This is a genomic window from Litoreibacter meonggei, from assembly GCF_003663885.1.
Lineage (GTDB): Bacteria > Pseudomonadota > Alphaproteobacteria > Rhodobacterales > Rhodobacteraceae > Litoreibacter > Litoreibacter meonggei.
In genome coordinates this window covers 692,445-715,337 of record NZ_RCCE01000002.1, presented here as the reverse complement: position 1 = coordinate 715,337, position 22,893 = coordinate 692,445, and the positions used below count along the sequence as shown (strand labels likewise).

Annotated in this window: 21 protein-coding genes and 1 riboswitch; of the genes, 16 read left to right on the top strand and 5 right to left on the bottom strand. The window is 56.9% G+C overall.

Annotated elements, in window-relative coordinates; translation table 11 throughout:
* Positions 1-225: 225 nt before the first annotated feature.
* A riboswitch (glycine riboswitch) is annotated at positions 226-312 on the top strand.
* Positions 313-469: 157 nt separating this feature from the next.
* The 7 genes from gcvT (at position 470) to BCF46_RS08285 (ending at position 9,324) form a co-directional block, all read left to right on the top strand.
* Positions 470-1,585: a glycine cleavage system aminomethyltransferase GcvT gene (gene gcvT, locus BCF46_RS08315; protein WP_121023233.1), complete on the top strand. Its 1,116-nt coding sequence runs from the start codon at positions 470-472 to the stop codon at positions 1,583-1,585.
* 17 nt (positions 1,586-1,602) lie between these two features.
* Positions 1,603-1,962, top strand: a complete 360-nt coding sequence (gene gcvH / locus BCF46_RS08310) for a glycine cleavage system protein GcvH (RefSeq protein ID WP_121023232.1) — start codon at positions 1,603-1,605, stop codon at positions 1,960-1,962.
* A 13-nt stretch (positions 1,963-1,975) separates the two neighbouring features.
* Positions 1,976-4,822 (top strand): aminomethyl-transferring glycine dehydrogenase, encoded by a 2,847-nt coding sequence (gene gcvP, locus BCF46_RS08305; RefSeq protein ID WP_121023231.1) that lies wholly within the window; start codon positions 1,976-1,978, stop codon positions 4,820-4,822.
* A gap of 90 nt (positions 4,823-4,912) precedes the next feature.
* Positions 4,913-6,958 carry an NADH:flavin oxidoreductase gene (locus tag BCF46_RS08300; RefSeq protein WP_121023230.1) on the top strand — a complete coding sequence of 682 codons (2,046 nt, stop codon included), beginning with the start codon at positions 4,913-4,915 and terminating at the stop codon, positions 6,956-6,958.
* Between the two features lie 149 nt (positions 6,959-7,107).
* Entirely contained in the window at positions 7,108-7,932 is an 825-nt protein-coding gene (gene kduI / locus BCF46_RS08295; RefSeq protein ID WP_121023229.1) for a 5-dehydro-4-deoxy-D-glucuronate isomerase, read from the top strand.
* Entirely contained in the window at positions 7,929-8,660 is a 732-nt protein-coding gene (kduD, locus tag BCF46_RS08290; RefSeq protein ID WP_121023228.1) for a 2-dehydro-3-deoxy-D-gluconate 5-dehydrogenase KduD, read from the top strand. Before kduI ends, kduD begins: the two co-directional genes overlap by 4 nt.
* 115 nt (positions 8,661-8,775) lie before the next feature.
* Entirely contained in the window at positions 8,776-9,324 is a 549-nt protein-coding gene (locus tag BCF46_RS08285; RefSeq protein WP_121023227.1) for an NADPH-dependent FMN reductase, read from the top strand.
* A gap of 46 nt (positions 9,325-9,370) precedes the next feature.
* On the opposite strand, the gene BCF46_RS08280 is transcribed toward BCF46_RS08285, so the two are convergent.
* From BCF46_RS08280 to BCF46_RS08270, 3 genes are all read right to left on the bottom strand, one after another.
* Complete coding sequence (locus BCF46_RS08280) at positions 9,371-10,177, bottom strand: ABC transporter substrate-binding protein (protein ID WP_121023226.1); 807 nt, start codon at positions 10,175-10,177, stop codon at positions 9,371-9,373.
* Between the two features lie 107 nt (positions 10,178-10,284).
* The gene (locus BCF46_RS08275; protein ID WP_121023225.1) at positions 10,285-11,523 is read right to left on the bottom strand and encodes a sigma-54-dependent transcriptional regulator; all 1,239 of its coding nucleotides are present in this window, start codon (positions 11,521-11,523) and stop codon (positions 10,285-10,287) included.
* The gene (locus tag BCF46_RS08270; RefSeq protein WP_121023224.1) at positions 11,520-13,274 is read right to left on the bottom strand and encodes an ATP-binding protein; all 1,755 of its coding nucleotides are present in this window, start codon (positions 13,272-13,274) and stop codon (positions 11,520-11,522) included. The genes BCF46_RS08275 and BCF46_RS08270 overlap by 4 nt, the downstream gene beginning before the upstream one ends.
* Before the next feature lie 243 nt (positions 13,275-13,517).
* Between BCF46_RS08270 and BCF46_RS08265 the strand changes: the two genes are divergently transcribed.
* From BCF46_RS08265 to BCF46_RS08240, 6 genes are all read left to right on the top strand, one after another.
* A complete protein-coding gene (locus BCF46_RS08265) occupies positions 13,518-14,522 on the top strand; it encodes a DctP family TRAP transporter solute-binding subunit (RefSeq protein WP_121023223.1) in 1,005 nt (334 codons plus the stop codon).
* A 78-nt stretch (positions 14,523-14,600) separates the two neighbouring features.
* A complete protein-coding gene (locus BCF46_RS08260) occupies positions 14,601-15,278 on the top strand; it encodes a TRAP transporter small permease (RefSeq protein WP_121023304.1) in 678 nt (225 codons plus the stop codon).
* A 3-nt stretch (positions 15,279-15,281) separates the two neighbouring features.
* Positions 15,282-16,658, top strand: a complete 1,377-nt coding sequence (locus tag BCF46_RS08255) for a TRAP transporter large permease (protein WP_121023222.1) — start codon at positions 15,282-15,284, stop codon at positions 16,656-16,658.
* 65 nt (positions 16,659-16,723) lie between these two features.
* On the top strand, positions 16,724-17,755 hold the full coding sequence (locus BCF46_RS08250) for an L-idonate 5-dehydrogenase (RefSeq protein WP_121023221.1): 1,032 nt from the start codon (positions 16,724-16,726) through the stop codon (positions 17,753-17,755).
* On the top strand, positions 17,752-18,396 hold the full coding sequence (gene gph / locus BCF46_RS08245; RefSeq protein WP_121023220.1) for a phosphoglycolate phosphatase: 645 nt from the start codon (positions 17,752-17,754) through the stop codon (positions 18,394-18,396). The genes BCF46_RS08250 and gph overlap by 4 nt, the downstream gene beginning before the upstream one ends.
* Positions 18,386-19,423 carry a flavin monoamine oxidase family protein gene (locus tag BCF46_RS08240; RefSeq protein ID WP_121023219.1) on the top strand — a complete coding sequence of 346 codons (1,038 nt, stop codon included), beginning with the start codon at positions 18,386-18,388 and terminating at the stop codon, positions 19,421-19,423. The genes gph and BCF46_RS08240 overlap by 11 nt, the downstream gene beginning before the upstream one ends.
* A 52-nt stretch (positions 19,424-19,475) precedes the next feature.
* Here the strand turns inward: BCF46_RS08240 and BCF46_RS08235 are convergent, their stop codons facing one another.
* The gene (locus BCF46_RS08235; protein WP_121023303.1) at positions 19,476-20,246 is read right to left on the bottom strand and encodes a transporter substrate-binding domain-containing protein; all 771 of its coding nucleotides are present in this window, start codon (positions 20,244-20,246) and stop codon (positions 19,476-19,478) included.
* A gap of 137 nt (positions 20,247-20,383) precedes the next feature.
* On the opposite strand from BCF46_RS08235, the gene BCF46_RS08230 reads away from it, so the two are divergent.
* From BCF46_RS08230 to BCF46_RS08220, 3 genes are read left to right on the top strand one after another with little or no spacing between them, the layout of a single operon-like run.
* Complete coding sequence (locus tag BCF46_RS08230) at positions 20,384-21,124, top strand: amino acid ABC transporter ATP-binding protein (protein WP_121023218.1); 741 nt, start codon at positions 20,384-20,386, stop codon at positions 21,122-21,124.
* Position 21,125: 1 nt separating this feature from the next.
* A complete protein-coding gene (locus BCF46_RS08225; RefSeq protein ID WP_121023217.1) occupies positions 21,126-21,884 on the top strand; it encodes an amino acid ABC transporter permease in 759 nt (252 codons plus the stop codon).
* 5 nt (positions 21,885-21,889) lie between these two features.
* Positions 21,890-22,222 (top strand): carboxymuconolactone decarboxylase family protein, encoded by a 333-nt coding sequence (locus BCF46_RS08220; protein WP_121023216.1) that lies wholly within the window; start codon positions 21,890-21,892, stop codon positions 22,220-22,222.
* Positions 22,223-22,701: 479 nt separating this feature from the next.
* Here BCF46_RS08220 and BCF46_RS08215 read toward each other — a convergent pair whose 3' ends face one another.
* The gene (locus BCF46_RS08215; RefSeq protein ID WP_211332792.1) at positions 22,702-22,887 is read right to left on the bottom strand and encodes a hypothetical protein; all 186 of its coding nucleotides are present in this window, start codon (positions 22,885-22,887) and stop codon (positions 22,702-22,704) included.
* Between the last annotated feature and the right edge of the window lie 6 nt (positions 22,888-22,893).

Below are 22,893 nucleotides of genomic sequence, written 5' to 3'. Positions count from 1 at the left end.
GGGAGGTGAAAACGTCAAATTTCCTTATTCTCTGCCTTTATTCACTGGCGCTTGCATCGACTTTCGTCAGCACGCAATATCCCGCCCCCAAGTTGGTATGTTCGGCCATTAAACGCGGTCGTGTATCGAGCCTCGCCAGAAAACAGAGTCCTTCCTCTTGACTCCTAAACAATTCAAATATCATCTGTCGCAACTTGGGTCGGACAGGATTGTCTGTGGTCAAGTGCAGTCACGTCGGGAGAACCAGCCAAGCTGGTGCCGAAGGAGCAACCGCCCCGGAAACTCTCAGGCCACATGGACCGACGTTGCTGGCAAGAATCTGGAGAGAGGTGTTAGATCACCCGCCGAAGGGATAGCGATCTCAGGCAAAAGGACAGAGTGGGCATCATGCGCATGGGTAACCGTGCGTCCATTGGTGCCGCATGCTGTTTATACAGATCATCGGCTCGCTACGGAAAAGGGCCGGAAGATGTCAGACCTGTTGCAGACCCCCCTCCACGATTTGCATGTTCGCCTTGGGGCCAAAATGGTGCCCTTTGCTGGTTATTCCATGCCGGTTCAATATGGCCTTGGCGTGATGAAGGAACATCTTCACACCCGCGCCAAAGCGGGATTGTTTGATGTAAGCCACATGGGGCAGGTGATTGTCACCGGAGATAATCCTGCCTTGGCGCTAGAAGCGTTGATCCCTGTCGATATTGTAGGGCTGGCCGAAGACCGCCAGCGTTATGGGTTCTTCACCAACGAGGCTGGCGGCATCAATGACGACTTGATGCTGGCCAATCGTGGCGACCACATTTTTGTGGTGGTGAATGCGGCCTGTAAGGACGCCGACATTGCACACATGAAGGCCCACCTGGAGCCTGCAGTTCAAATCACCCCGATCACCGACCGCGCGCTGCTGGCATTGCAAGGACCCGCTGCGGAGGCAGTGTTAAGCACCCTTGATCCGGCTGCCGCAGAAATGAACTTTATGGATGTAGCGACACTGTCACTGAACGGCGCGGAATGTTGGGTTTCGCGGTCTGGCTACACCGGCGAAGATGGGTATGAGGTTTCCGTGCCTAATGGTCAGGCAGCAGCCTTGGCACAGGTTCTATTAGATCATGAAGACGTTGAGCCTATCGGTTTGGGCGCGCGGGACTCGCTGCGCCTAGAAGGTGGCTTATGCCTTTATGGTCATGACATCGACACAGAAACCACTCCGGTTCAAGCCGCGCTGACGTGGGCCATCCAGAAGGTGCGTCGCACAGGGGGTGACCGCGAAGGTGGCTTCCCTGGTGCAGATATTATTTTTGCTGAAATGGCGTCCGGTGCTGCGCGTAAGCGCGTCGGGCTTCGTCCTGAAGGTCGGGCGCCGATGCGTGAAGGCGTTCCATTGTTCGCAACCGATGAAGGTGGCGCGCAAATCGGCGCAATTACATCTGGCGGCTTTGGCCCCACCGTCGAGGGGCCCGTCGCCATGGGCTATGTCACCGCTGACTTGGCCAAACCCGATACCGTTGTTTACGGTGAACTAAGAGGCAAAAGATTGCCGCTCACCATCACAAAAATGCCGTTCACACCGGCCAATTTCAAACGCTAACTAAGGGAGAAGACCACATGAAATACACCGAAGAGCACGAATGGCTCCGCGTTGAGGGCGACGTTGTCGTCGTAGGAATTACCGAGCACGCGACTACCCAATTGGGCGACATTGTTTTTGTCGAACTGCCAGATGTCGGCGGCACCGTGAGCAAGGATGACGAAGTTGTCGTGATCGAATCCGTGAAGGCGGCGTCCGACATTCTGGCGCCAATCGACGGCGAAATTGTCGAAGTAAACGACGCGCTGACCGACAACCCAAGCCTGACAAACGAAGATGCGATCGGTGACGGCTGGTTCTTCAAAATCAAGCCGTCGGACCCGTCCCAGATGGACGACTACATGGACGAAGCTGCCTACAAAGCAATGATTGAATAAGCGGAGCGCACTCATGACTTTCACCCCCACAGACTACCTGCCTTACGACTTCGCAAACCGCCGCCATATCGGCCCGTCGCCGGCTGAGATGGAGCAGATGTTGAAGGTTGTGGGGGCGAAAGACCTTGAGGCGTTGATTGACGACACGCTTCCGCCCGAGATCCGGCAGAAAGCTCCGCTGGACTTTGGCAAGCCCAAGTCCGAGCGTGAATTGTTGCACCACATGAAGCAGGTGGCGGGCAAGAACAAAGTCCTGACCTCGTTGATCGGGCAGGGCTACCACGGCACCGTGACGCCGCCCGCTATCCAGCGCAACATTCTGGAAAACCCGGCGTGGTACACGGCCTACACACCATATCAGCCGGAAATTAGCCAAGGGCGGCTGGAAGCGTTGTTGAATTTCCAGACGATGATTTCAGACCTAACTGGCTTGGAGATGGCAAATGGGTCTTTGCTTGATGAGGCAACTGCGTGTGCGGAGGCCATGACAATGGCGCAACGTGTGGCCAAATCGAAAGCCAAGAGCTTTTTCGTCGACGAGAACTGCCATCCGCAGAACATCGCAGTGATGAAAACCCGCGCCGCGCCTTTGGATATCGAGATCATCGTCGGTAGCCCTGATGACCTAGATGCGAGTGCTGTGTTTGGCGCGATTTTCCAATATCCCGGCACTCACGGCCATCTGCGCGACTTCACAGACGAGATCGCAAGGCTGCACGAGCAATCCTCCATCGGCATCATCTCTGCTGATCCTTTGTCGCTGACCTTGCTCAAGGAACCGGGCGCGATGGGAGCCGACATTGCCGTCGGCAGCACCCAGCGGTTTGGCGTGCCGGTCGGCTATGGCGGCCCGCACGCAGCTTATATGGCGACCAAGCAGGCGCATGTTCGTGCCATGCCGGGGCGCATTATCGGCGTGTCCATCGACAGCCACGGAAACCGTGCCTACCGCCTCTCGCTACAAACCCGCGAGCAGCATATCCGCCGCGAGAAGGCGACCTCGAACGTCTGCACTGCGCAGGCTTTGTTGGCCGTTATGGCGGGTTTTTATGCCGTGTTCCACGGACCGGAAGGGCTGAAAGCCATTGCACAGCGCATCCACCGCAAGACCGTGCGTCTGGCGCGCGGGCTGGAGGAAAAAGGCTTCAAGATCGATCCCGAGACGTTCTTTGATACCATCACGGTAGACGTCGGATCACTGCAAGAGGCGGTGCTGAAATCCGCCGTGGACGAAGGTATCAACCTGCGCCGCGTCGGGGATACCCGCGTAGGTATCACTGTGGACGAGCGTACGCGTCCCGCCACCATCCGCGCCGTTTGGCGCGCTTTCGGGATCGCGGATCGCGACACAGATCTGGACGCGGAATACCGCATTCCTGATGCGCTTCTGCGGACGTCCGATTACCTGACGCATCCGGTGTTCCACATGAACCGCGCCGAGACGGAAATGATGCGCTACATGCGTCGTCTGGCGGACCGTGACCTGGCGCTGGACCGCGCGATGATCCCGCTGGGGTCATGTACGATGAAGTTGAACTCCGCCGCCGAGATGATGCCGGTGACCTGGGACGAGTTCTCACTGCTGCACCCGTATGTTCCAGCCGACCAAGCAGCAGGCTACCGTGAAATGATCGACGATCTGTCTGCCAAGCTGTGCGAGATCACCGGTTATGACGGGTTGTCCATGCAGCCGAACTCCGGAGCGCAGGGGGAATTGGCAGGACTGCTGAGCATTGCTGCTTACCATCGCGCCAACGGGCAGGGACATCGGAACATCTGCCTGATCCCGATGTCGGCGCATGGGACCAATCCGGCCTCGGCGCAGATGGTCGGGTGGAAAGTCGTGCCAGTGAAATCGGCGGCCAACGGCGATATCGACCTCGACGATTTCCGCGCCAAGGTGGAGAAGCACGCCGACAATCTGGCGGGTTGCATGATCACTTATCCGTCCACGCATGGCGTGTTCGAGGAAACCGTGACCGAGATTTGCAAGATCACCCACGACAATGGCGGACAGGTCTATATCGACGGGGCCAATATGAACGCGATGGTCGGGCTGTCCCGTCCGGGCGATCTGGGCGGCGACGTCAGCCACCTGAACCTGCACAAGACGTTCTGCATTCCGCATGGCGGCGGCGGGCCGGGCATGGGGCCGATTGGTGTGAAGGAGCACCTGATCAAGCACCTGCCGTCTGATCCTGCCACCGGCGAGGGCGGCGCGGTTTCGGCTGCGGCGTTTGGCTCGCCTTCGCTGCTGCCGATCTCTTGGGCCTACTGCCTGATGATGGGTGGCGACGGGCTGACGCAGGCGACGCGTGTGGCGATCCTGAACGCCAACTACATCGCCAAGCGATTGGAGGGCGCGTTCGACGTTCTCTACAAAGGTCCGACAGGTCGCGTGGCACATGAATGCATCATCGACACGCGCCCCTTTGCCGACAGCGCCCATGTGACGGTGGACGACATCGCCAAGCGCCTGATCGACTGCGGCTTCCACGCGCCAACGATGAGCTGGCCTGTGGCAGGCACGTTGATGATCGAGCCGACGGAGTCCGAGACCAAGGCAGAACTGGACCGCTTCTGCGACGCTATGCTCGCTATCCGCGAGGAGATTGCGGCGATTGAGAAGGGTGAGATGGAGATCGAAAAAAGTCCGCTTCGCCACGCGCCACACACCATGGAAGACTTGGTGAAAGAGTGGGATCGCCCCTACACCCGCGAAGTCGGTTGCTTCCCGCGGGGGGCGTTCCGTGTGGACAAATACTGGCCTCCGGTCAACCGGGTGGACAACGTCTGGGGCGACCGCAACTTGACCTGCACCTGCCCGCCCATGGAAGACTACGCCGACGCGGCGGAGTAAGTACCAAAGCCCGCTGTCATCTTGAAAATTGACAGCGGGTTTCTTTTTGGCCAGCGTCAGCACAAGCCACCTCGTGCAAAGGATGACGCCATGTCCACCGACCCTCTGTTGCAGCCGTATCAGCTCAAACATCTGACGCTGAAAAACCGGATCATGACGACCAGTCACGAACCGGCCTATCCCGAAGACGGGATGCCCAAGGAACGCTACCGCGCCTATCATGAGGAACGCGCCAAGGCGGGGGTTGCCATGGCGATGACGGCGGGATCGGCTGCGGTTTCCAAGGACAGCCCGCCGGTATTCAACAATGTGCTGGTTTACAAAGACGAGGTGGTTCCGTGGATCAAGGAGCTGACCGACAGCTGCCATGAACACGGCTGCGCGATGATGATCCAGCTAACGCATCTGGGACGCCGCACCACATGGAACAATGGCGACTGGCTGCCGTCCGTGTCATCTTCCAAACACCGCGAGCCTGCGCATCGTGCTTTCCCGAAACTGATCGAGGATTGGGACATCGAGCGGATCATAACCGACTTTGCCGACGCCGCCGAGCGGATGAAAGCGGGCGGCATGGACGGGATCGAGTTACAGGTCTACGGCCATTTGCTGGACCAGTTCTGGTCGCCGCTGACCAATGACTTGGTGGGGCCATACGGGGCGGACACGTTGGAAAACCGCATGCGGTTCCCGATGGATGTGCTCGCTGCCGTGCGTAAGCGGGTGGGCGACGATTTCATTGTGGGTTTCCGCTACACGGCCGACGAGGCGCAGAAAGGCGGCATCACGGCGGAGGAAGGAATCGAAATATCCAAGAAGCTGGCGGCATCAGGTCAACTGGATTTTCTGAACGTCATTCGCGGGCGCATCCAGACCGACCCTGCCATGACCGATGTGATCCCCGTGCAAGGGATGAAGAGCGCCCCGCATCTGGATTTCGCCGGTGAGGTGCGCAAGGCCACCGGCATGCCAACATTCCACGCGGCGCGTATTCCGGACGTGGCAACTGCACGCCATGCCATTGCTGCGGGGCTACTGGATATGGTCGGGATGACCCGCGCCCACATGGCTGACCCGTATATCGTGCAAAAAATCGTGGAGGGACGCGAAGAGGACATTCGCCCTTGCGTCGGGGCGACCTATTGCCTGGATCGCATCTATCAGGCGGGGGAGGCTTTGTGCATCCACAACCCCTCCACAGGGCGCGAGCTGACGATGCCGCATAAGATCGAGCCTGCGGCGACGAGGCGCAAGGTTGTGATTGTCGGCGCTGGCCCCGCAGGGCTTGAGGCAGCCCGCGTCGCGGCAGAGCGTGGCCATGACGTCATGGTGTTCGAAGCGCAGCCCGATCCCGGTGGTCAAATCAGGCTGACCGCGCAAAGTCCGCGCCGCAAAGAGATGATCTCGATCATCGACTGGCGTATGGCCCAGTGCGCGGCCCGCGACGTGAGCTTTCAGTTCAACACGTGGGCCGAGGCTGATGATGTCATGGCGCTTGAACCTGACGTGGTGATCGTCGCGACTGGCGGCATGCCCAATACTGAGCTCTTCGAGACCGGTCGCGAGGCGGATCACGTCGTCACGGCGTGGGATATCATTTCCGGTGACGTGAAGCCTGCCGAGAACGTGTTGATTTATGACGAAAGCGGTGACCACCCGGGTCTGCAAGCCGCCGAGTTTGCTGCCAATGCCGGATCTAAGGTCGAAGTCATGACGCCGGACCGCGTCTTTGCGCCAGATATCATGGCAATGAGCCTCGTGCCCTATATGCGATCCCTGCAGGATAAGGACGTGACGTTCACCGTGACGCGTCGCCTTCTGGGAGTAGAAAAGTCAGGCAATAAGCTGACTGCTACGATTGGCACGGATTACAGCGACCATTCGCATAAGGCCGATTACGATCAGGTGGTGGTCAACTACGGAACCCTGCCAATGGACGAGCTTTACCATGAGCTAAGACCTCATAGCTCTAACGAGGGTGCATTGGACCATGATGCGCTCATAGCTTGCACACCCCAAACCACTGTGCGCAACCCTGATGGAAAGTTTCAATTGTTCCGGATCGGGGATGCGGTGTCTGCGCGGAATACCCACGCCGCGATTTATGACGCTTTACGCTTGGTGCGAGTGGTCTAGCACTCAGAGCACTGATGTGGGGTGTCCGGTATTTGACGCCTAGATCAATCTGGAATATTAGTATACCAGTTTTTCAACACTCTTTAAGAGGGCTGAGATTGCTGGCCTTGTGCCGAGAACCTCCGACCTACATCAAGGAAACCCAACTGATGCACGAAGCCGAAACCCGCTACGCGATCGACCCCGTTACCGCCAAAACACTCGACACCGAGCAACTGCGCAGCCATTTTCACATTGGCAACCTTTTTGCCGAGGGCAACATCGCTTTGGTTTATAGCCACTATGACCGCCTAATCATTGGTGGGGCTGTTCCTGGGGATGGAACGCTGACCCTCGACCAAGTGCCAGAAACTGGAACCTCAATGTTCCTAGAGCGTCGCGAAATGGGTGTGCTGAACATCGGTGACACAGGTAAAGTCAAAGTTGGCGACAAAAGTTACTCACTAGACGGTGGTGAAATTTTGTACATCGGCATGGGGAGTGGTGTGGTTGAGTTCTCCGGATCTGGCCGTTTCTACATTCTATCCGCTCCGGCGCATCGCGCTTGCCCGACACGCCTGATCCGCCTTGAGGACGCGAAAATGGTGCCGCTGGGCTCCAAGGAGCAGGCCAACGAGCGGGTTATTTATCAGTTCATCCACCCCGATGTCGTCGAAAGCTGCCAGTTGGTGATGGGCTATACGCAACTTGCATCCGGTTCGGTCTGGAATACAATGCCAGCGCATACGCATGACCGCCGCATGGAGGCGTATTTGTACTTCGATCTGTCTGATGACGAGAAGGTGTTTCACCTAATGGGCGAGCCGTCGCAAACCCGCCACCTCGTCATGGGGAATGAGGACGCCGTAATCTCACCGCCTTGGTCAATTCATAGCGGTGCAGGCACCGCGTCCTATTCCTTCTGTTGGGCCATGGCCGGAGACAATGTTGACTTCACCGATATGGATATGGCCGCCATGGGGGATTTGAGATGAGCGATCCATTCCGACTGGACGGCCAGCGCGCGTTGGTCACCGGTGCCAATACCGGCATAGGACAGGCAATCGCGATGTCCTTGGGAAACGCTGGGGCGGAGGTGATCTGCGCCGGTCGGTCCTCCATGGACGAGACACTTGAAATGGTGCCGAACAGCTTGGCACTGAAGTTGGATTTTGCCGACCCGATGGCGGCAAGTGATGTGTTTTTGGAGCAGCACGTGGACATACTGGTGAACAACGCGGGTATAATCCGTCGAGAGGACAGCACTGATTTCACTGAGGCCGATTGGGACGACGTGATGGATGTGAACCTGAAGGCCGTGTTCTTCACCTGTCAGGCCTTCGCCCGCGCAGCGTTTGCGCGTGAGGGGCGTGGGCGCATCGTCAACATTGCTTCGCTATTGTCATTTCAGGGGGGGATCAGGGTGCCGTCCTACACCGCGTCAAAACATGGTGTCGCTGGACTGACCAAGCTGTTGGCGAATGAGTGGGCGGCAAAGGGTATCAATGTGAACGCCTTGGCTCCGGGCTACATCGAGACGAACAACACCGAAGCATTGCGCGCTGACCCAGACCGGAACAATGCCATACTGGAACGCATTCCAGCGGGTTTATGGGGCAAGGCTTCCGACATCGGCGGGGCGGCGGTGTTTCTGGCGTCCCCAGCGGCGAATTACATCCATGGTACAGTACTCAACGTCGATGGCGGCTGGCTTGCACGTTAAGACCGACCGATTTCTCGCTTTTTCGCACAGAATCTGCGCGCTTGGCGGTGTTGTGTGAATAAATGTGATAGTGCAGGTAGGGTGTGTAATTTACTTTCCGCAGAGAGATCACACAATGAAGCTACTTGCATTCGCCGCATCAAACAGCCGCACGTCGATTAACAAACGCCTAGTAACCCATGCCACAGAGGTCTTCCAGAAAGACGTTGCCCCACAGGCTGAGGTCGAAATTCTGGACCTTAATGATTACGAAATGCCGATCTACAGCGCCGACCGCGAAGCTGAGGGCGGCATCCCAGCTGAGGCCCGGAAGATATTCGCCAAGATTGGTGAAGCTGATGCGGTATTGGTTTCCTACGCTGAGCATAACGGGAACTACACCGCCGCATGGAAAAACATCTTTGATTGGGCATCTCGCATCGACGCGAAGGTATTCCAAAATAAACCTATGGTTGCGATGTCGGCTTCTCCGGGTGCTAGCGGCGGGGCAAGTGTGCTGGCAACGGCGAAAAACTCCGCCTCGTTTTTCGGTGCTGATCTGAAAGGGAGTTTCTCAGTCGGACCGTTCGGTCAAAAGTTCGATACAGATGCCGGTCACCTGATCGATCCTGAAACTGTCGCTACGTTGAAGCAATCTTTGAAGGATTTGAACGCAGCAATCTAAAAGTCATGCGCGGCGGCGAAATAGGCCGCCGCGCGACGTTCCTAAGTTACCTCGCGGCGTTAAACGTAAAGAGTGTCTCGCCGTTGATCTTGTATGCGTTGATCAGCATCTTTGCAGTGTCACTCACCAGCCAGCTTTCTAGCTGGCGGGCCAAGTCGTTCTTCACATGTGTGTGCATCTCTGGGTTCACCGGGATGTAGGCGTATTGGTTGAACAACTGCGGAGCACCCTCGAACAAGATCGCTAATTCCGCTTTGTTGCCGAAGTTTAGCCAACTTGCGCGGTCGGACATGATGTGCCCGTTCAGTCCGGCGGCCGTATTCAGTGCCGCCCCCATACCAGCACCAACGGCGTTGTACCACTTGCCAAAACCCTCTGGGTCGAGATCCGCGCCACTCCACAAGGACAACTCCTTCTTATGGGTGCCACTATCATCGCCACGACTTACAAACGTCACTTTCGCCTCTGCGATTTTCGTCATGGCGTCTGTGATGCCTGTGACTTTACCAAGACCCGCAGGATCAGTCTTCGGACCTATGATAACGAAATCATTGTACATAATTTCCTGGCGGTGAGTGCCGAAGCCGCCTTCAAGGAACTTCTGCTCGGCCGTACGCGAGTGTACCAATATGGCGTCGACGTCACCTGCTTCCCCAAGCCGCAGCGCCTGACCTGTGCCCACAACCAGAAGTTGCACGTCTATGCCGGTGTCCTGCTTGATCGCCGGTATAAGAACGTCGGACAGACCTGAGTTATGAAACGATGTAGTGACGGCCATTTTCAAGGTGTCAGCCATGGCACCAAGCGGCATGATCACGGCGGTTGCAGTGGCAAGGATTAACGTGCGGATCATACAATTTCTCCTGTGGATAATGAGATGGGGTCGTCCATTTACTGGGCGGAACACACACGCGGCGCAGCCGAGTGTGCGCTAATTAGTGCAACGACAATCGTGTGGGATCAAGATGGTGTGTTTCGGAAATCTTTGGCCTTCAACTCATGCTTGGACAACTTGTCGTACAGCGTCTTTCGCGGTAGGCTCAAGGCATCCGCAACAGCAGCTGATTTGCCACCAAATCTGCGCAGGGTGTCTGTCAGAACCAGTTTCTCAAACGCACCCATTTGATCCGCCAGACTTAGTTCTGCGAAGCTAGCTGCATCGGTTTTCACATTCAATCCTAGTGCGAAACTTCGGGCGAAATTGCGCAACTCTGGAAGGTTGTCCGGCCAGTCACGGGCGATCACTTGCGCGTAAAGGCTTTCGGGTATGTCCGGCATGTCGCCGTTCATTGCGCGCACCGTCTGGCGCACCAGCGCCTCAAATATGATTGCCAGATCTTTTCGCCGTTGTGCCAAAGACGGAACCTCGACTTGCATCATGTCCAACGCATAGAACAAATCATCGCCAAGTCCCATTTCTCGCAGTTTCTCAAGGGAATGCGGTGATGATGCGATGACCCGAAGGTCGGGAAATTGTTCCATCAACTCCAACAGCGCGGTTTGCTGGGCAGAGGTCGCGAGGTCCAGCGACTTGATTGACAAATCCGTAGGTTGAGACGTCAAATCCAGTGCCTTTAACGCATCCACACTGGTGTCGCGCAGAGACAGTGAGGTGAAGCGTTGCCTGTCTGCAGCCAACGTATGGATCGTATGCGCAGCAAGTCGTTTGCCCGCGCCCGCAGGGCCGTGCAGATAGACATGAACCGGCAAACCCGCGGCCTGACGAAGCGCCGCGCGCAGCCGCTCGATTGCTGCCGAGGTTCCGGGAAAGTTCGTTGCAGCGGCGTCGCCCGCTTGCAGTTGACGCTCCATATTGCGTGATCGCAGAACGAGGTGGCGCAGCTCCATGGCGCGATTCACGACTTCTATCAGTTGCTCTGGAGGGCAGGGCTTTTGGCGAAAATCATAGGCTCCTTCGGCCATTGCGCGCACGGCCATGGGAACATCGGCCTGTCCAGTTAGCAGCACTACAGGTAGGTCCGGATCAATCTTGTGGGCGTGGGCGAGAACATCAAACCCGTCTTTCCCCGGCATGCGAATATCCGACAGGATGACCCCTTCAAAATCGCGCACGATATGAGGCTTGGCCATAACGAAGCTTGATGCTGCGATCACCGCGATGTCCTCCAACTCGAAGCTTTGCGCCAACGATCTCCGAAGTGCTGCATCGTCCTCTATCAAAAGCAAAGTAGGGGTCATTGTGCGGCCTCCTGTGTCGAAAGTGCGGGCAGAGTGATGGTAAATGCTGCGCCGCCACCATCTAAGTTCTCGACACTCAGTAATCCGCCAAAACTTCCAATGATGCCGTAGGAAATGGACAGGCCAAGCCCCAGCCCTTTGGACGCGCCTATTTCCTTAGTTGTGTAGAACGGCTCAAATGCACGTCCGATATCCGAAAGACCCGGACCAGTGTCAGAGACCACCAACTGAACCTGATCGCGTCTCTGACTCAACGAAACAGTGATTTCCTTGCGCGGGCTGTCGGTCATCGCGTCCATAGCATTGGAAAATAGGTTGACGATCACCTGCTGTAGACGAACCTGACCCGCATCGACCCACACCTCAGGAGCAGCGTCGACCTTTAGCGAAATCCCTTCCGATTTTGCCCTTTGCGCGGCCAATCCGATCGAAGCGTTCAAGACGGACGCAACATTTACCCTTTCTAGCGGCTCAGTTTCTTTGCGGGAGAAGCCGCGTAGATTGTGGATGATACGGGCCATGCGCTGTGTTTGCTCAGAAATCAGGGTCAGGTTCTCGCTGGCTTCAGGCTCGCGCCCGCGTTCGATCAGCTTTTTGGCATTGGCGGCGTAGTTTTGAATGGCTGCTATGGGTTGGTTTAATTCGTGACTGATGCCTGCGGACATCTGGCCAAGCGCGGTGAGTTTGCTGGCTTGAACTAGGTTGTCTTGTGCCTGCTGAAGCTGCGTATTGCGCTTGGCGACGCGCGCTTCGAGCTGGGAATTTGCCTCAGCCTCAAGTCGAAGCTGGTCTGCCAGACGTGCTCGGCTTTGCACGAAAACAGCGTAGGCCAAGCCGAACAGCGACAATAGGGCGGCTGCAAGGGCGGCAAGGAGGCGTGCTTGGCTAAGTGCTGGGCGGGCATCCACGAAGGCGCGGGCCGTCATCTCGATGAGGGGGATGTCTTGCGACGTCACCAGCGCGCGATTTGGCATTTCGGTCTCGCTTTGGAACTGCCACAGCGTTTTTCCACCGGTCGTCACAAGCGTGTAGCCGGGCAGTGGCGAAAGCACTCTCTCTGGGTAGTTGAATGTGGCAGGCGGGACACGTTCGAGGGTTTCGTCGCGCCTTAGCGCTAAACCCAGACGGTTCGATACGAAGCCGACACCTGCCGCGTCGAAAAAGGTTACAACAGTTTCGTCGATCCGCCACTCCGCTTCCAACTCGTCCATGTTCACTTTGACGACGACATAGCCTTGCGGGCTGCCATCATCACGCAGCACGCTGCGGGCGAAATAATAGCTGCGTTGACCATTCCGATCCGCTGAATGAAACACGCCCATGCGTCGTGTTTTCGCTGCGATGACGTCCGGGCGGTCAGACCAATCGGTGCCTATCACTTGTGGATGATCTTCAAAGGCAGAGGACGCGAGAACCCGGCCTGCGGAGTCTAAAGTATGTACTTCCTTCGCACCGGTAATAAGCGAGATGCGCAGCAAAAATTCTGATGTGCGTGCGGATGTGGACCGGCCTTCGATCAGAGCAGAGATTTGCGGGTGCCGCGCCATCAGATCAGTAAGCTCTCGATAGCTTTCGAGTTGGGCAATAAGGCGGTCTGCGGACTGTTCGACCACGACTTTCCCCGAGCGTGTCAAACGATCCAGTCCCGCCCGTAGGCTCAACTGATATGTGGTTGCCACCAGCACTAGTGACAGCACGACATAGGCGATGGAGAAAGCTCGCAGTCTTTGATTATCTAGGGCGCTGCCCATGTTCCCTCGATTCGCTAGTCACATTTGTGCGGATTATCGCAATTTTTGCGATGACGTTATCCAGAAATGTCCGATATTTCGCACATATTGAGCGTTACGCAATGTGGATTTATTTTAAGATACTGTAAAATATATATAAAATAGAAATCAATAGATCGACTTGCACCCTCTAGGAGCTTCTTGCAATGCTTTGCGCATCCGGCAGGGTAACCTGTCCGATTGAAGTTCCATTGGGAGGAAATCATGAAAACTCTATTGAAAGCGGCTTGCGTAGCCGCAGTTGCCCTTGTCCCTTCGGTTGCAGCAGCAGCTTGTGACGAAGGCGAAGTGGTTATCAAGTTCAGCCACGTTACCAACACCGACAAGCACCCAAAGGGTGTAGCCGCATCCCTGCTAGAGCAGCGCGTGAACGACGAGATGAACGGCAAAGCCTGCATGGAAGTGTTCGGCAACTCCACACTTTATAACGATGACAAAGTGCTCGAAGCGATGCTGCAGGGCGACGTTCAACTGGCCGCTCCATCGTTGTCCAAGTTCGAAACATTCACCAAGAAGTTCCGGATTTTCGATCTGCCGTTCATGTTTAAGGACATCAACGCGGTTGATGCGTTCCAGGCATCCGATACCGGTCAGGCGATGAAAGACTCCATGCAAAAGCGCGGCCTGCAAGGCCTTGCGTTTTGGCACAACGGCATGAAGCAAATGTCCGCCAGCAAGCCGCTGATCTCGCCAACCGACGCCAACGGCCTGAAGTTCCGCGTTCAGCCATCTGATGTGCTTGTGGCACAAATGGAAGCCATCGGTGGTTCGCCCCAGAAAATGGCGTTTTCCGAAGTATATGGCGCGCTGCAACAGGGCGTTGTCGACGGTCAGGAAAACACTTGGTCCAACATCTTCGGTAAGAAGTTCTTCGAAGTCCAAGACGGCATCACTGAAACCAACCACGGTGTGATCGACTACCTTGTCGTAGCTTCGGTTGACTGGCTGGACAGCCTCGACGCTGATGTGCGCGACCAGTTCATGACCATTCTGAGCGAAGTGAGCACGGCGCGTAACGGTGAGTCCTTTGCAACGAACCAGAAGGCACGTGCCGACATTCTGGCTGCAGGCGGTGTCATCCGTGAGTTGACACCAGAGCAACGTCAGGCCTGGGTTGACGCGATGAAGCCTGTTTGGGCTAAATTCGAAGGCGACATTGGTGCTGAAGCGATCGAAGCTGCACAGAAGTTCAACGAGAGCGGCTCCTAAGCCCTTCGTTTAAAATCAAGGCGCGGCGGCTATGATGTCGCCGCGCCACCACACTCTGCACTTGGGGGAGGGATGCAGATGGCACATGCCGCACGCTCATTCTTAGACAGTATCGAAGAGACATTCATCGCCGTCCTATTGGGCTTGATGACATTGCTAACCTTTGCCAACGTAATTGCCCGATACGTCTTCAATGCCAACATTCTTTGGGCGTTGGAGTTGACCGTATTCATGTTCGCATGGCTGGTCTTGTTGGGGGCGTCCTATGCAGTCAAGAAAGGCGCCCATCTTGGCGTCGATGCCATCCTGAACATCGTGTCGCCGGGCGTGAAGAAGGTGCTTGGCATCATCGCCGGGCTGGCTTGCGTGGCGTTTGCTTTCCTGCTGTTGAAAGGCGCTTGGGACTACTGGGCCAACTTCGCCAACCTTCCGGCAACCGAAGGGCGCTGGTTCCCAACCGGGTTTGAGGACAAATTCCGCGGCAAGGGCTGGTATGAGACCAATGACATCCCCGTGCCGGGCGTGCTCAAGTTCTTGGAAGACATGTTCAACGACGGTGACGAGTACGAGAAGCTCCCGCGTCTGATCCCTTATCTTGTGTTGCCTGTTTCTATGGCGTTGTTTTTTCTGCGCTCTGTTCAGGCGTTCTTTGCGCTGGTGACAGGCAAGATTGATATGCTCATCGTCAGCCATGAGGCCGAAGATGATGTAGAAGAGGCCGCCGCGCGCCTCGCAGCTGATTTGAAGGACACTTAAGTCATGGAAATTATCCTTCTCTTTGGGATGGTCGTCGGCCTTATGCTGATCGGCGTACCAATCGCTGTGTCGCTGGGCTTCTCCTCCGTACTGTTCTTGCTGTGGTTCTCGGACGCCTCTCTGGCCTCCGTTGCGGGCACCTTGTTCGAGGCTTTTGCAGGCCACTATACTTTGCTTGCAATCCCGTTCTTCATCCTCGCGTCCAGCTTCATGTCCACTGGCGGCGTAGCACGCAGGATTATCAACTTCTCGATTGCGTGCGTGGGTCATCTTCGCGGCGGCATGGCCATCGCATCGGTGTTTGCCTGCATGATGTTTGCCGCCTTGTCCGGCTCGTCACCTGCCACGGTTGTCGCCATCGGGTCCATCGTGATCGCTGCGATGCGCCAAGTGGGCTACACCAAAGAATTCGCCGCAGGCGTTATCTGTAACGCAGGTACACTGGGCATTCTTATTCCGCCCTCCATCGTAATGGTGGTCTATGCGGCCGCCGTCGAAGTTTCGGTCGGGCGCATGTTCCTTGCGGGTGTGATCCCTGGTCTGATGGCTGGTGGCATGCTGATGATCGGCATTTACGTTATGGCGCGGGTCAAGAACCTGCCCAAAGGCGACTGGGCAGGCTGGGCAACGATTATGTCTACCGGCAAAGAGGCCTTCTGGGGCTTGTTCCTGATCGTCATTATCTTGGGTGGTATCTATGGCGGGGCGTTCACGCCGACCGAGGCCGCTGCCGTTGCAGCCGTCTACGCATGGGTCGTAGCTTGCTTTGTTTACCGTGATATGGGGCCACTTGCCACCAAGGACGGCGAGAGCAACCTGACCTTGCTCGACAAGCCCTATGCTATCGTGACCGCATTTTTCCATAAGGACACGCAGCGTACTCTGTTTGACGCTGGTAAGCTGACGATCACGCTGATGTTCGTGATTGCCAACGCGCTGATCCTGAAGCATGTGCTGACAGACGAGCAAATTCCGCAGCAAATCACCGCAGCCATGCTGGACGCTGGCTTTGGTCCGGTGATGTTTCTTGTGATCGTGAACGTGATCCTCCTCATCGGTGGCCAGTTCATGGAGCCGTCGGGCTTGCTGGTTATTGTGGCGCCCTTGGTGTTCCCCATCGCGATTGAGCTGGGCATTGATCCTATCCATCTGGGCATCATCATGGTGGTCAACATGGAGATCGGGATGATCACGCCACCTGTCGGCTTGAACCTCTTCGTGACCTCTGGTGTGGCTGGTATGCCGATGATGGCAGTGGTTCGTGCGGCGTTTCCATTCCTGATGATCCTCGTGGTCTTCCTGATCATGGTTACCTACATCCCGTTCCTGTCCACTTGGTTGCCGAACATGGTTATGGGGCCGGAGCTGATCACGAATTAGGCTGGCAGCCTTCCATAAACAGGCATAGCTTGCGCTAACATTTCCCGACCGGAAAGGCGCAAGCTATGAAATCCCTCGTCATCCACGCCCCGCGCGATCTTCGTATAGAGGATCATCCCGTTACGCCCCCTGCAGCGGGCGAAGTGCAAATCGCCATGGCCGCAGGCGGTATCTGCGGCTCGGATCTCCATTATTACCAACACGGCGGTTTTGGCGCGATCAAGCTGCGCGAACCGATGGTGTTGGGGCACGAGGTGTCTGGCCATATCACCGCCTTGGGCGAGGGCGTCACCACTTTGAAGGTCGGCCAGTTGGTCGCTGTTTCCCCGTCGCGGCCCTGCGCGAAGTGCAAGTTCTGCCTGTCAGGTCAGCCCAACCAGTGCCTGAATATGCGCTTTTACGGCTCCGCCATGCCCTTCCCGCATATCCAAGGCGCGTTCAGCCAGGTGTTGAACGCCACTGCCGCGCAATGCGCTGTGGCCGACGGGTTAACCGCTGGCGAGGCCGCAATGGCCGAACCGCTAGCTGTGTGTCTGCACGCGGTGCGCCAAGCGGGCCCACTGCTTGGCAAAACGGTCCTCGTCACCGGCTGCGGTCCCATCGGAGTGCTCTGCATCCTTGCCGCAAGACGGGCGGGGGCGGATCATATCGTGGCGACCGATATGTCCGATTTCACGCTCGAGAAAGCCCGTGAGGCTGGCGCGGATGTCACTTTCAACGTCACCAAAGTGGACAAACCTCTGCAGCCCTATATGGCCGACAAAGGGCAATTCGATGTGCACTTTGAATGCTCCGGCGCCGTCTCTGCCCTAACCGCAGGCATCCACGCCATGTGTCCGGGCGGCACGATTGTGCAGCTTGGCCTGAGCGGGGACATGTCTTTACCGATGATGGCACTCACTGCGAAAGAGTTGAACCTGAAAGGGTCATTCCGTTTCCACGAGGAATTCTTCACCGGCGTCTCCCTCATGCAAAAGGGGCTGATCGACGTGAAACCATACATCACCCAGACCTTGCCAATGAAAGATGCAGTAGAGGCGTTCGAACTCGCCTCCGATCGCACCCGTGCCATGAAAACACAGATCGAATTCGCATGAAGGCCATTATCTTTGACCTCGACGGAACGCTGGTTCACTCCGCCCCAGACATCCATGCCGCAGCAAACGTTATGCTGGCTCATGCGGGCCGTGATCCGGTTACGCTGGATCAGGTGATCGGCTTCATCGGTAATGGCATCGAGAAGCTGGTGGAGCGCTGCATGCGCGCGACGGGCGGCGTGCCGAGCGACCTGACGCCGCATTATGCTGAGATGAACCGAGCTTATGCCAAAGACCTGACTACGCTGACACGCTTGTTCGACGGAGTGCGCGAGACCTTGGACGCAATCGAGCTCCCCATGGCGCTGTGCACCAACAAGCCGGAAATTCCGGCGCGTGACTTGTGTGATCAGCTGGATCTAACGCGCTATTTCACGGTGATCACCGGCGGTGACAGCACACTTGCCAAAAAGCCGGACCCACTGCCCTTGGTCCATACTGCGGTTGCTTTGGGTCTCACGGTTGAAGAATGCCTCTATGTCGGCGACAGCGTGACCGATTTCCGAACAGCCCGTGCTGCCGAGATGGCGTTCGCTTATTTCACCGGAGGCTATCAACCAACGCCCGTGGAAGGGCTGCGCGCGGAGGAGTGTTTCGACAGTTGGCACGGCCTCGATCTGTCGCGGTTTCATGCCGCTTGACCTTATTATCCTGGGCGGTGGTCTGTCTGGACTGGCCCTCGCACGCATCGCCCAATCGCGCGGGTTGTCTTATCGACTGATCGAAGCACGTGACCGCTTCGGAGGACGCATTGACGGCGTAGATGGCGTGGACCTCGGCCCGTCATGGTTCTGGCCCGGCCACCCGCGTATGGCGGTCTTGGCGAAAAAGCTGGGCGTTGGGGTATTCGAGCAATGGAGCACGGGCGATGCGCTCTACGAAGACCATTCGGCAATCCAGCGCGGGCAGGGATTTGCCTCCATGGCGGGTACTTACCGGATTTCCGGCGGCATGTCCGCCTTGATTGATGCGCTGGTGGCGAAGCTGGATGCGTCGTGCCTTCATCTGAACGCCAAGGTGCAGACGATTACCCGCGAAGACAGTGTGATTGTGACGACTAGCGATGGTACGGATCACGCGGCCTGCCATGTTGTGTTGGCGTTGCCCCCGCGTGTTGCAGCTGAATTGGCGTTCTCGCCATCGCTGCCCGTGGCCGCACGTCAGCCGCTGGGTGATATTCCCGGCTGGATGGCGGGACAGGCCAAATTGGTGGCAACCTATCCGACACCGTTCTGGCGCGAAGACGGGTTGTCTGGCGATGCCGTCAGTCAGATAGGCCCAATGGTCGAGATGCACGACGCGTCGGACGCTGTCAGCGGGAAGGGTGCGATTTTTGGCTTCATCGGAGTGCCCGCGCCGCAACGCAACGGGCAAGCTGAGGCCATTCGCGCGGCGGGGTTGGCTCAGTTGGAACGTATGTTTGGTCCGAAAGCGGCAAAGCCGGAAATGCTAGTGCTAAAGGATTGGGCGCAAGAGCCGTTCACCGCAACGCGACCTGACTGGGATTTCAACGGCCCGCACCCAAGCTATGGATGTCCGCCGGGGTTGCACGGTCTTTGGGATGGGACGTTGATCTTTGGCTCGACTGAATTTGCCGCCACGCAAGGCGGCTTTCTGGAAGGCGCGTTGGAGCGCGCGGAAGAAGTCGCCGCGATGGTTATCAAGTGAAACAGGCCGCGCATGTCGCGCGGCCTGATCTGATTTCTCGGTGGAAAGGGCTTTACAGCCCCCACTTCTCGGCTGTGGCGTCGAAGAACCCGCCAGCCTTTTTCACTTTGACCCAGTTGTTGACGTAGTTGATCCAGACTTGGTCCGCCTGTGGCAGCAGCATCGCGATGGGCGATGGCGCACGCGGCTCTGTGCCCGGCACACGTACGACAGGGAACTTGTCGTCCAAGGTGGAGCCTTCGATGTTGGACGTGATGAACACATCCGCACGGCCCGCGATGACTTCTTGATACCCACGCGCTGGCGCTTCCACGACCTTGATGGTGGCGTTCGGGAACCATTCTTTTGCGAGGCTCTCGAACGTCGTGCCAAGGGTGGTGGCCACGGTCACTTCGGGTTTGTTGATGCTGTCATAGCCGTCAAATTTGTCGGCGTTTTCCTTCAACGTGAAGGGGAAGATTTCAACTGCGATGTAGCTTTCCGAGAAGCCCGCAACTTTCATGCGTGCAGGTGAGATGGAGGCGGATCCGGTCATGTGGTAGCTGCCAGCAGTCACGCCGTTCACAAGAGTCTTCCAGTCGGTCGGGACGAACTCTACCTCGACGCCGAGGTCTTTCGCCAGTTCTGTCATAATGTCGATGTCATAGCCTTTGTAGCTATTGGTCGCGGGGTCGCGCACGGACATCGGGTTCCAGTCGCCGGTTGTGCCGACTTTCATGACGCCGCCGTCAAGGATTTCGTTCAGGGCAGACTGGGCCACGGCAGCGGTGCTCATCACAGCGCCAAAGGCCAGCGCCGCGAGGGCGTTTGCAAATTGTTTCATATCAGGGAAGTTCTCCGGTGTTGGATAGGTGACCTCGTCGTTACGTTTGCAAGGCCACGGTTGATCGTGACTTGAAGTTTCGGTCACTTGCCACATAACCTCAAGGTGATAGATGACAAGGCCGGAAGGGCGCGAGTGTGACACAAGACGCGATCGAAATGATCGATGTGGACAAGTGGTTTGGCGACTTTCAGGTTCTCAAAGGCATTAATCTTAACGTGAAACCCGGTGACCGGGTGGTGATCTGCGGGCCGTCCGGGTCGGGAAAATCAACGGTTGTGCGTTGCATCAATCGATTGGAGGCGCATCAAAAGGGCGTGATCAAGATCGGCGGCGTGGTGCAAGACGGCAGTGCGGCGGCGTTGGAGGCTATCCGATCGGAAGTCGGGATGGTGTTCCAACAGTTCAATTTGTTCCCGCATCTGAGTGTCATGGAAAACCTTGTACTGGGTCCGATGAAGGCCCGCGGCATGACGCGCAAGGACGCTGAAGAGCGCGCGATGAAATACCTTGAGCGTGTGCGTATTCCTGAACAGGCCCTCAAGCGCCCAAGCCAGCTTTCGGGTGGTCAGCAACAGCGCGTGGCGATTGCCCGCAGCCTGTGCATGGAGCCGAAGGTGATGCTGTTCGACGAGCCGACCTCGGCGCTGGACCCCGAAATGATTTCCGAAGTGCTCGACGTTATTGTGGAACTGGCCGAGGAAGGCATGACCATGGTCGTGGTCACTCACGAGATGGGGTTCGCGCGCAAAGTAGCCGATCAGATGGTCTTCATGGATGAAGGCGAGATCGTGGAAACTGGCACGCCGGAGGATTTCTTCAACGCGCCGAAATCGGAGCGCACCCAAGCGTTCCTCAAACAGATTTTGCAGCACTGAGATGCGGATAATTTTATCGCTTGCTGCGCTCTTGGCGCTATCCGGTTGCGGATCATCCGACATTTGGGGGTGGTATGTCGTCAACCCGATGACGGCCTCGGGTTGGACCAACATCAAGTTCCTGGTGAACGGCATGGGGGCAACCATTCTTCTGTCGGTGATCGCGGCGTCCATTTCCATTGTCTTGGGGTTACTCGTGGCCTTGCCCAGCTTGTCAGAGCGGCGCGGCATCCGAGCGATTAATCGCTTCTATGTCGAAATTGTCCGCGCGGTCCCTTTGCTACCGATGCTGTTCTGGGTCTTCTACGGCCTGCCGATTGTCTTCAAGTCCATGGGGCTAAGCATCCAGATCGACCCGTTTTGGGGCGCGATCATCACGCTGGCCCTGTCGGACAGTGCGTTCACTGCAGAGATATACCGCGCGGGTATACAAAGTATCGCCAAAGGGCAGGCGGAAGCCGCGAAGACCGTGGGCCTCAACTATTTTCAGACCATGCGGTATGTGGTTCTGCCGCAAGCAATCCGGCGCATCCTGCCGCCTTTGGCGAACCAGTTTATATACATTGTGAAGATGTCGGCATTCGCCTCTGTCATCGGGATGCAGGAACTGACGCGCCGCGCGAATGAGCTGGTGGTGACGGAATACAGACCGCTGGAAATCTACTCGCTGCTGATCGTCGAATACCTTGTGCTGGTGCTGATCATCAGCGCCGGTGTGCGGTGGCTGGAGCGCAAAATGGGATCGGACGAGAGAGGATGAGTGAGATGGATTGGACGAAGTTTATGGATGAGACCGTTGAGAATATCGGCGTCTTGGCCAAAGAGATGCCGGAGACTGCGAAAGCCTTCAACACGATGGGAACATTCGCAAAAAAATCCGGTGCGCTGGATGAGAAGACCAAGGAGCTTATGGCGCTGGGTATTGCCATTGCAACGCGGTGCGACAGCTGCATCGGGTTTCATGTGAAGTCGCTGATCCGGCTGGGGATCACCCGTGACGAGCTGGTCGAGGCTCTGGCGATGGCGACCTATATGGGCGGCGGGCCGTCCTATGCGTATTCGGCGAAGGCGCTGAAAGCGTTTGAGGAATTTACCTGAGAGAGTTTGCGCCGCGGCTTCGCCGCGACGCCACGCCGGGGAGGCGCTGCCTCCCCGGACCCCTCCGAGGTATTTTTGAAGCAATGATGGAACGGTTATGCTTTCTACGCAGCGACTGGTTTTATAAAATCGGTCGCGGATCACAATGGAATCCATAGTGATCACCATAGTCTTGATGTTGTCGCTTTCATATTTGGACACCATCGCGGCCATTTTATCTGCCGCCGAGGCGTTCTCGAACACTTGCACAGTGCCTTGGGCTATTTACTCGATCACGTGCTGATAGCTTCAAGCTTTCGCGATTTTCGTTAATGACGCTGGTTTGGCCCTATAAGTCGGCTGCCTAAGGGTAGTTTGAGAGAGAGCCAGCCCACCGATGTCTGGCGACGAGGTGCAGGATTCTGTGACTGCGATCAACGTGTCGGAGCGCGTGGTGATTATGAGCGAGCCCTAGCGCGCAGGTCCAACAACGAGATGGATCAGTCCCGCAAGTCAGCAGGCCCTACACGGTCGGCCAGCAAGATCAGCCAAGACAGAGTCTCGCGCTCTTCTTCGCTTAATGAACTGTCCTCGCTCAGCGCGTGCATTGATCCACGCAATGACGGCCAGCGGTCATAAAAGTCGAGTAGGTCGGTGATAGGCTCGGGCCCCTTTTTAAGTGGCATCATGCG

Bases quoted from the DNA above. Each gene is read 5' to 3' on its own strand.
- BCF46_RS08285 (WP_121023227.1), top strand. From the start codon at position 8,776: ATGAAGCTACTTGCATTCGCCGCATCAAACAGCCGCACGTCGATTAAC.
- BCF46_RS08275 (WP_121023225.1), bottom strand. From the start codon at position 11,523: ATGACCCCTACTTTGCTTTTGATAGAGGACGATGCAGCACTTCGGAGA.
- BCF46_RS08280 (WP_121023226.1), bottom strand. From the start codon at position 10,177: ATGATCCGCACGTTAATCCTTGCCACTGCAACCGCCGTGATCATGCCG.
- gph (WP_121023220.1), top strand. From the start codon at position 17,752: ATGAAGGCCATTATCTTTGACCTCGACGGAACGCTGGTTCACTCCGCC.
- gcvH (WP_121023232.1), top strand. From the start codon at position 1,603: ATGAAATACACCGAAGAGCACGAATGGCTCCGCGTTGAGGGCGACGTT.
- BCF46_RS08240 (WP_121023219.1), top strand. From the start codon at position 18,386: ATGCCGCTTGACCTTATTATCCTGGGCGGTGGTCTGTCTGGACTGGCC.
- BCF46_RS08225 (WP_121023217.1), top strand. From the start codon at position 21,126: ATGCGGATAATTTTATCGCTTGCTGCGCTCTTGGCGCTATCCGGTTGC.
- BCF46_RS08265 (WP_121023223.1), top strand. From the start codon at position 13,518: ATGAAAACTCTATTGAAAGCGGCTTGCGTAGCCGCAGTTGCCCTTGTC.
- kduD (WP_121023228.1), top strand. From the start codon at position 7,929: ATGAGCGATCCATTCCGACTGGACGGCCAGCGCGCGTTGGTCACCGGT.
- gcvT (WP_121023233.1), top strand. From the start codon at position 470: ATGTCAGACCTGTTGCAGACCCCCCTCCACGATTTGCATGTTCGCCTT.
- BCF46_RS08235 (WP_121023303.1), bottom strand. From the start codon at position 20,246: ATGAAACAATTTGCAAACGCCCTCGCGGCGCTGGCCTTTGGCGCTGTG.
- BCF46_RS08255 (WP_121023222.1), top strand. From the start codon at position 15,282: ATGGAAATTATCCTTCTCTTTGGGATGGTCGTCGGCCTTATGCTGATC.
- BCF46_RS08215 (WP_211332792.1), bottom strand. From the start codon at position 22,887: ATGCCACTTAAAAAGGGGCCCGAGCCTATCACCGACCTACTCGACTTT.
- BCF46_RS08250 (WP_121023221.1), top strand. From the start codon at position 16,724: ATGAAATCCCTCGTCATCCACGCCCCGCGCGATCTTCGTATAGAGGAT.
- BCF46_RS08260 (WP_121023304.1), top strand. From the start codon at position 14,601: ATGGCACATGCCGCACGCTCATTCTTAGACAGTATCGAAGAGACATTC.
- BCF46_RS08300 (WP_121023230.1), top strand. From the start codon at position 4,913: ATGTCCACCGACCCTCTGTTGCAGCCGTATCAGCTCAAACATCTGACG.
- gcvP (WP_121023231.1), top strand. From the start codon at position 1,976: ATGACTTTCACCCCCACAGACTACCTGCCTTACGACTTCGCAAACCGC.
- kduI (WP_121023229.1), top strand. From the start codon at position 7,108: ATGCACGAAGCCGAAACCCGCTACGCGATCGACCCCGTTACCGCCAAA.
- BCF46_RS08270 (WP_121023224.1), bottom strand. From the start codon at position 13,274: ATGGGCAGCGCCCTAGATAATCAAAGACTGCGAGCTTTCTCCATCGCC.
- BCF46_RS08220 (WP_121023216.1), top strand. From the start codon at position 21,890: ATGGATTGGACGAAGTTTATGGATGAGACCGTTGAGAATATCGGCGTC.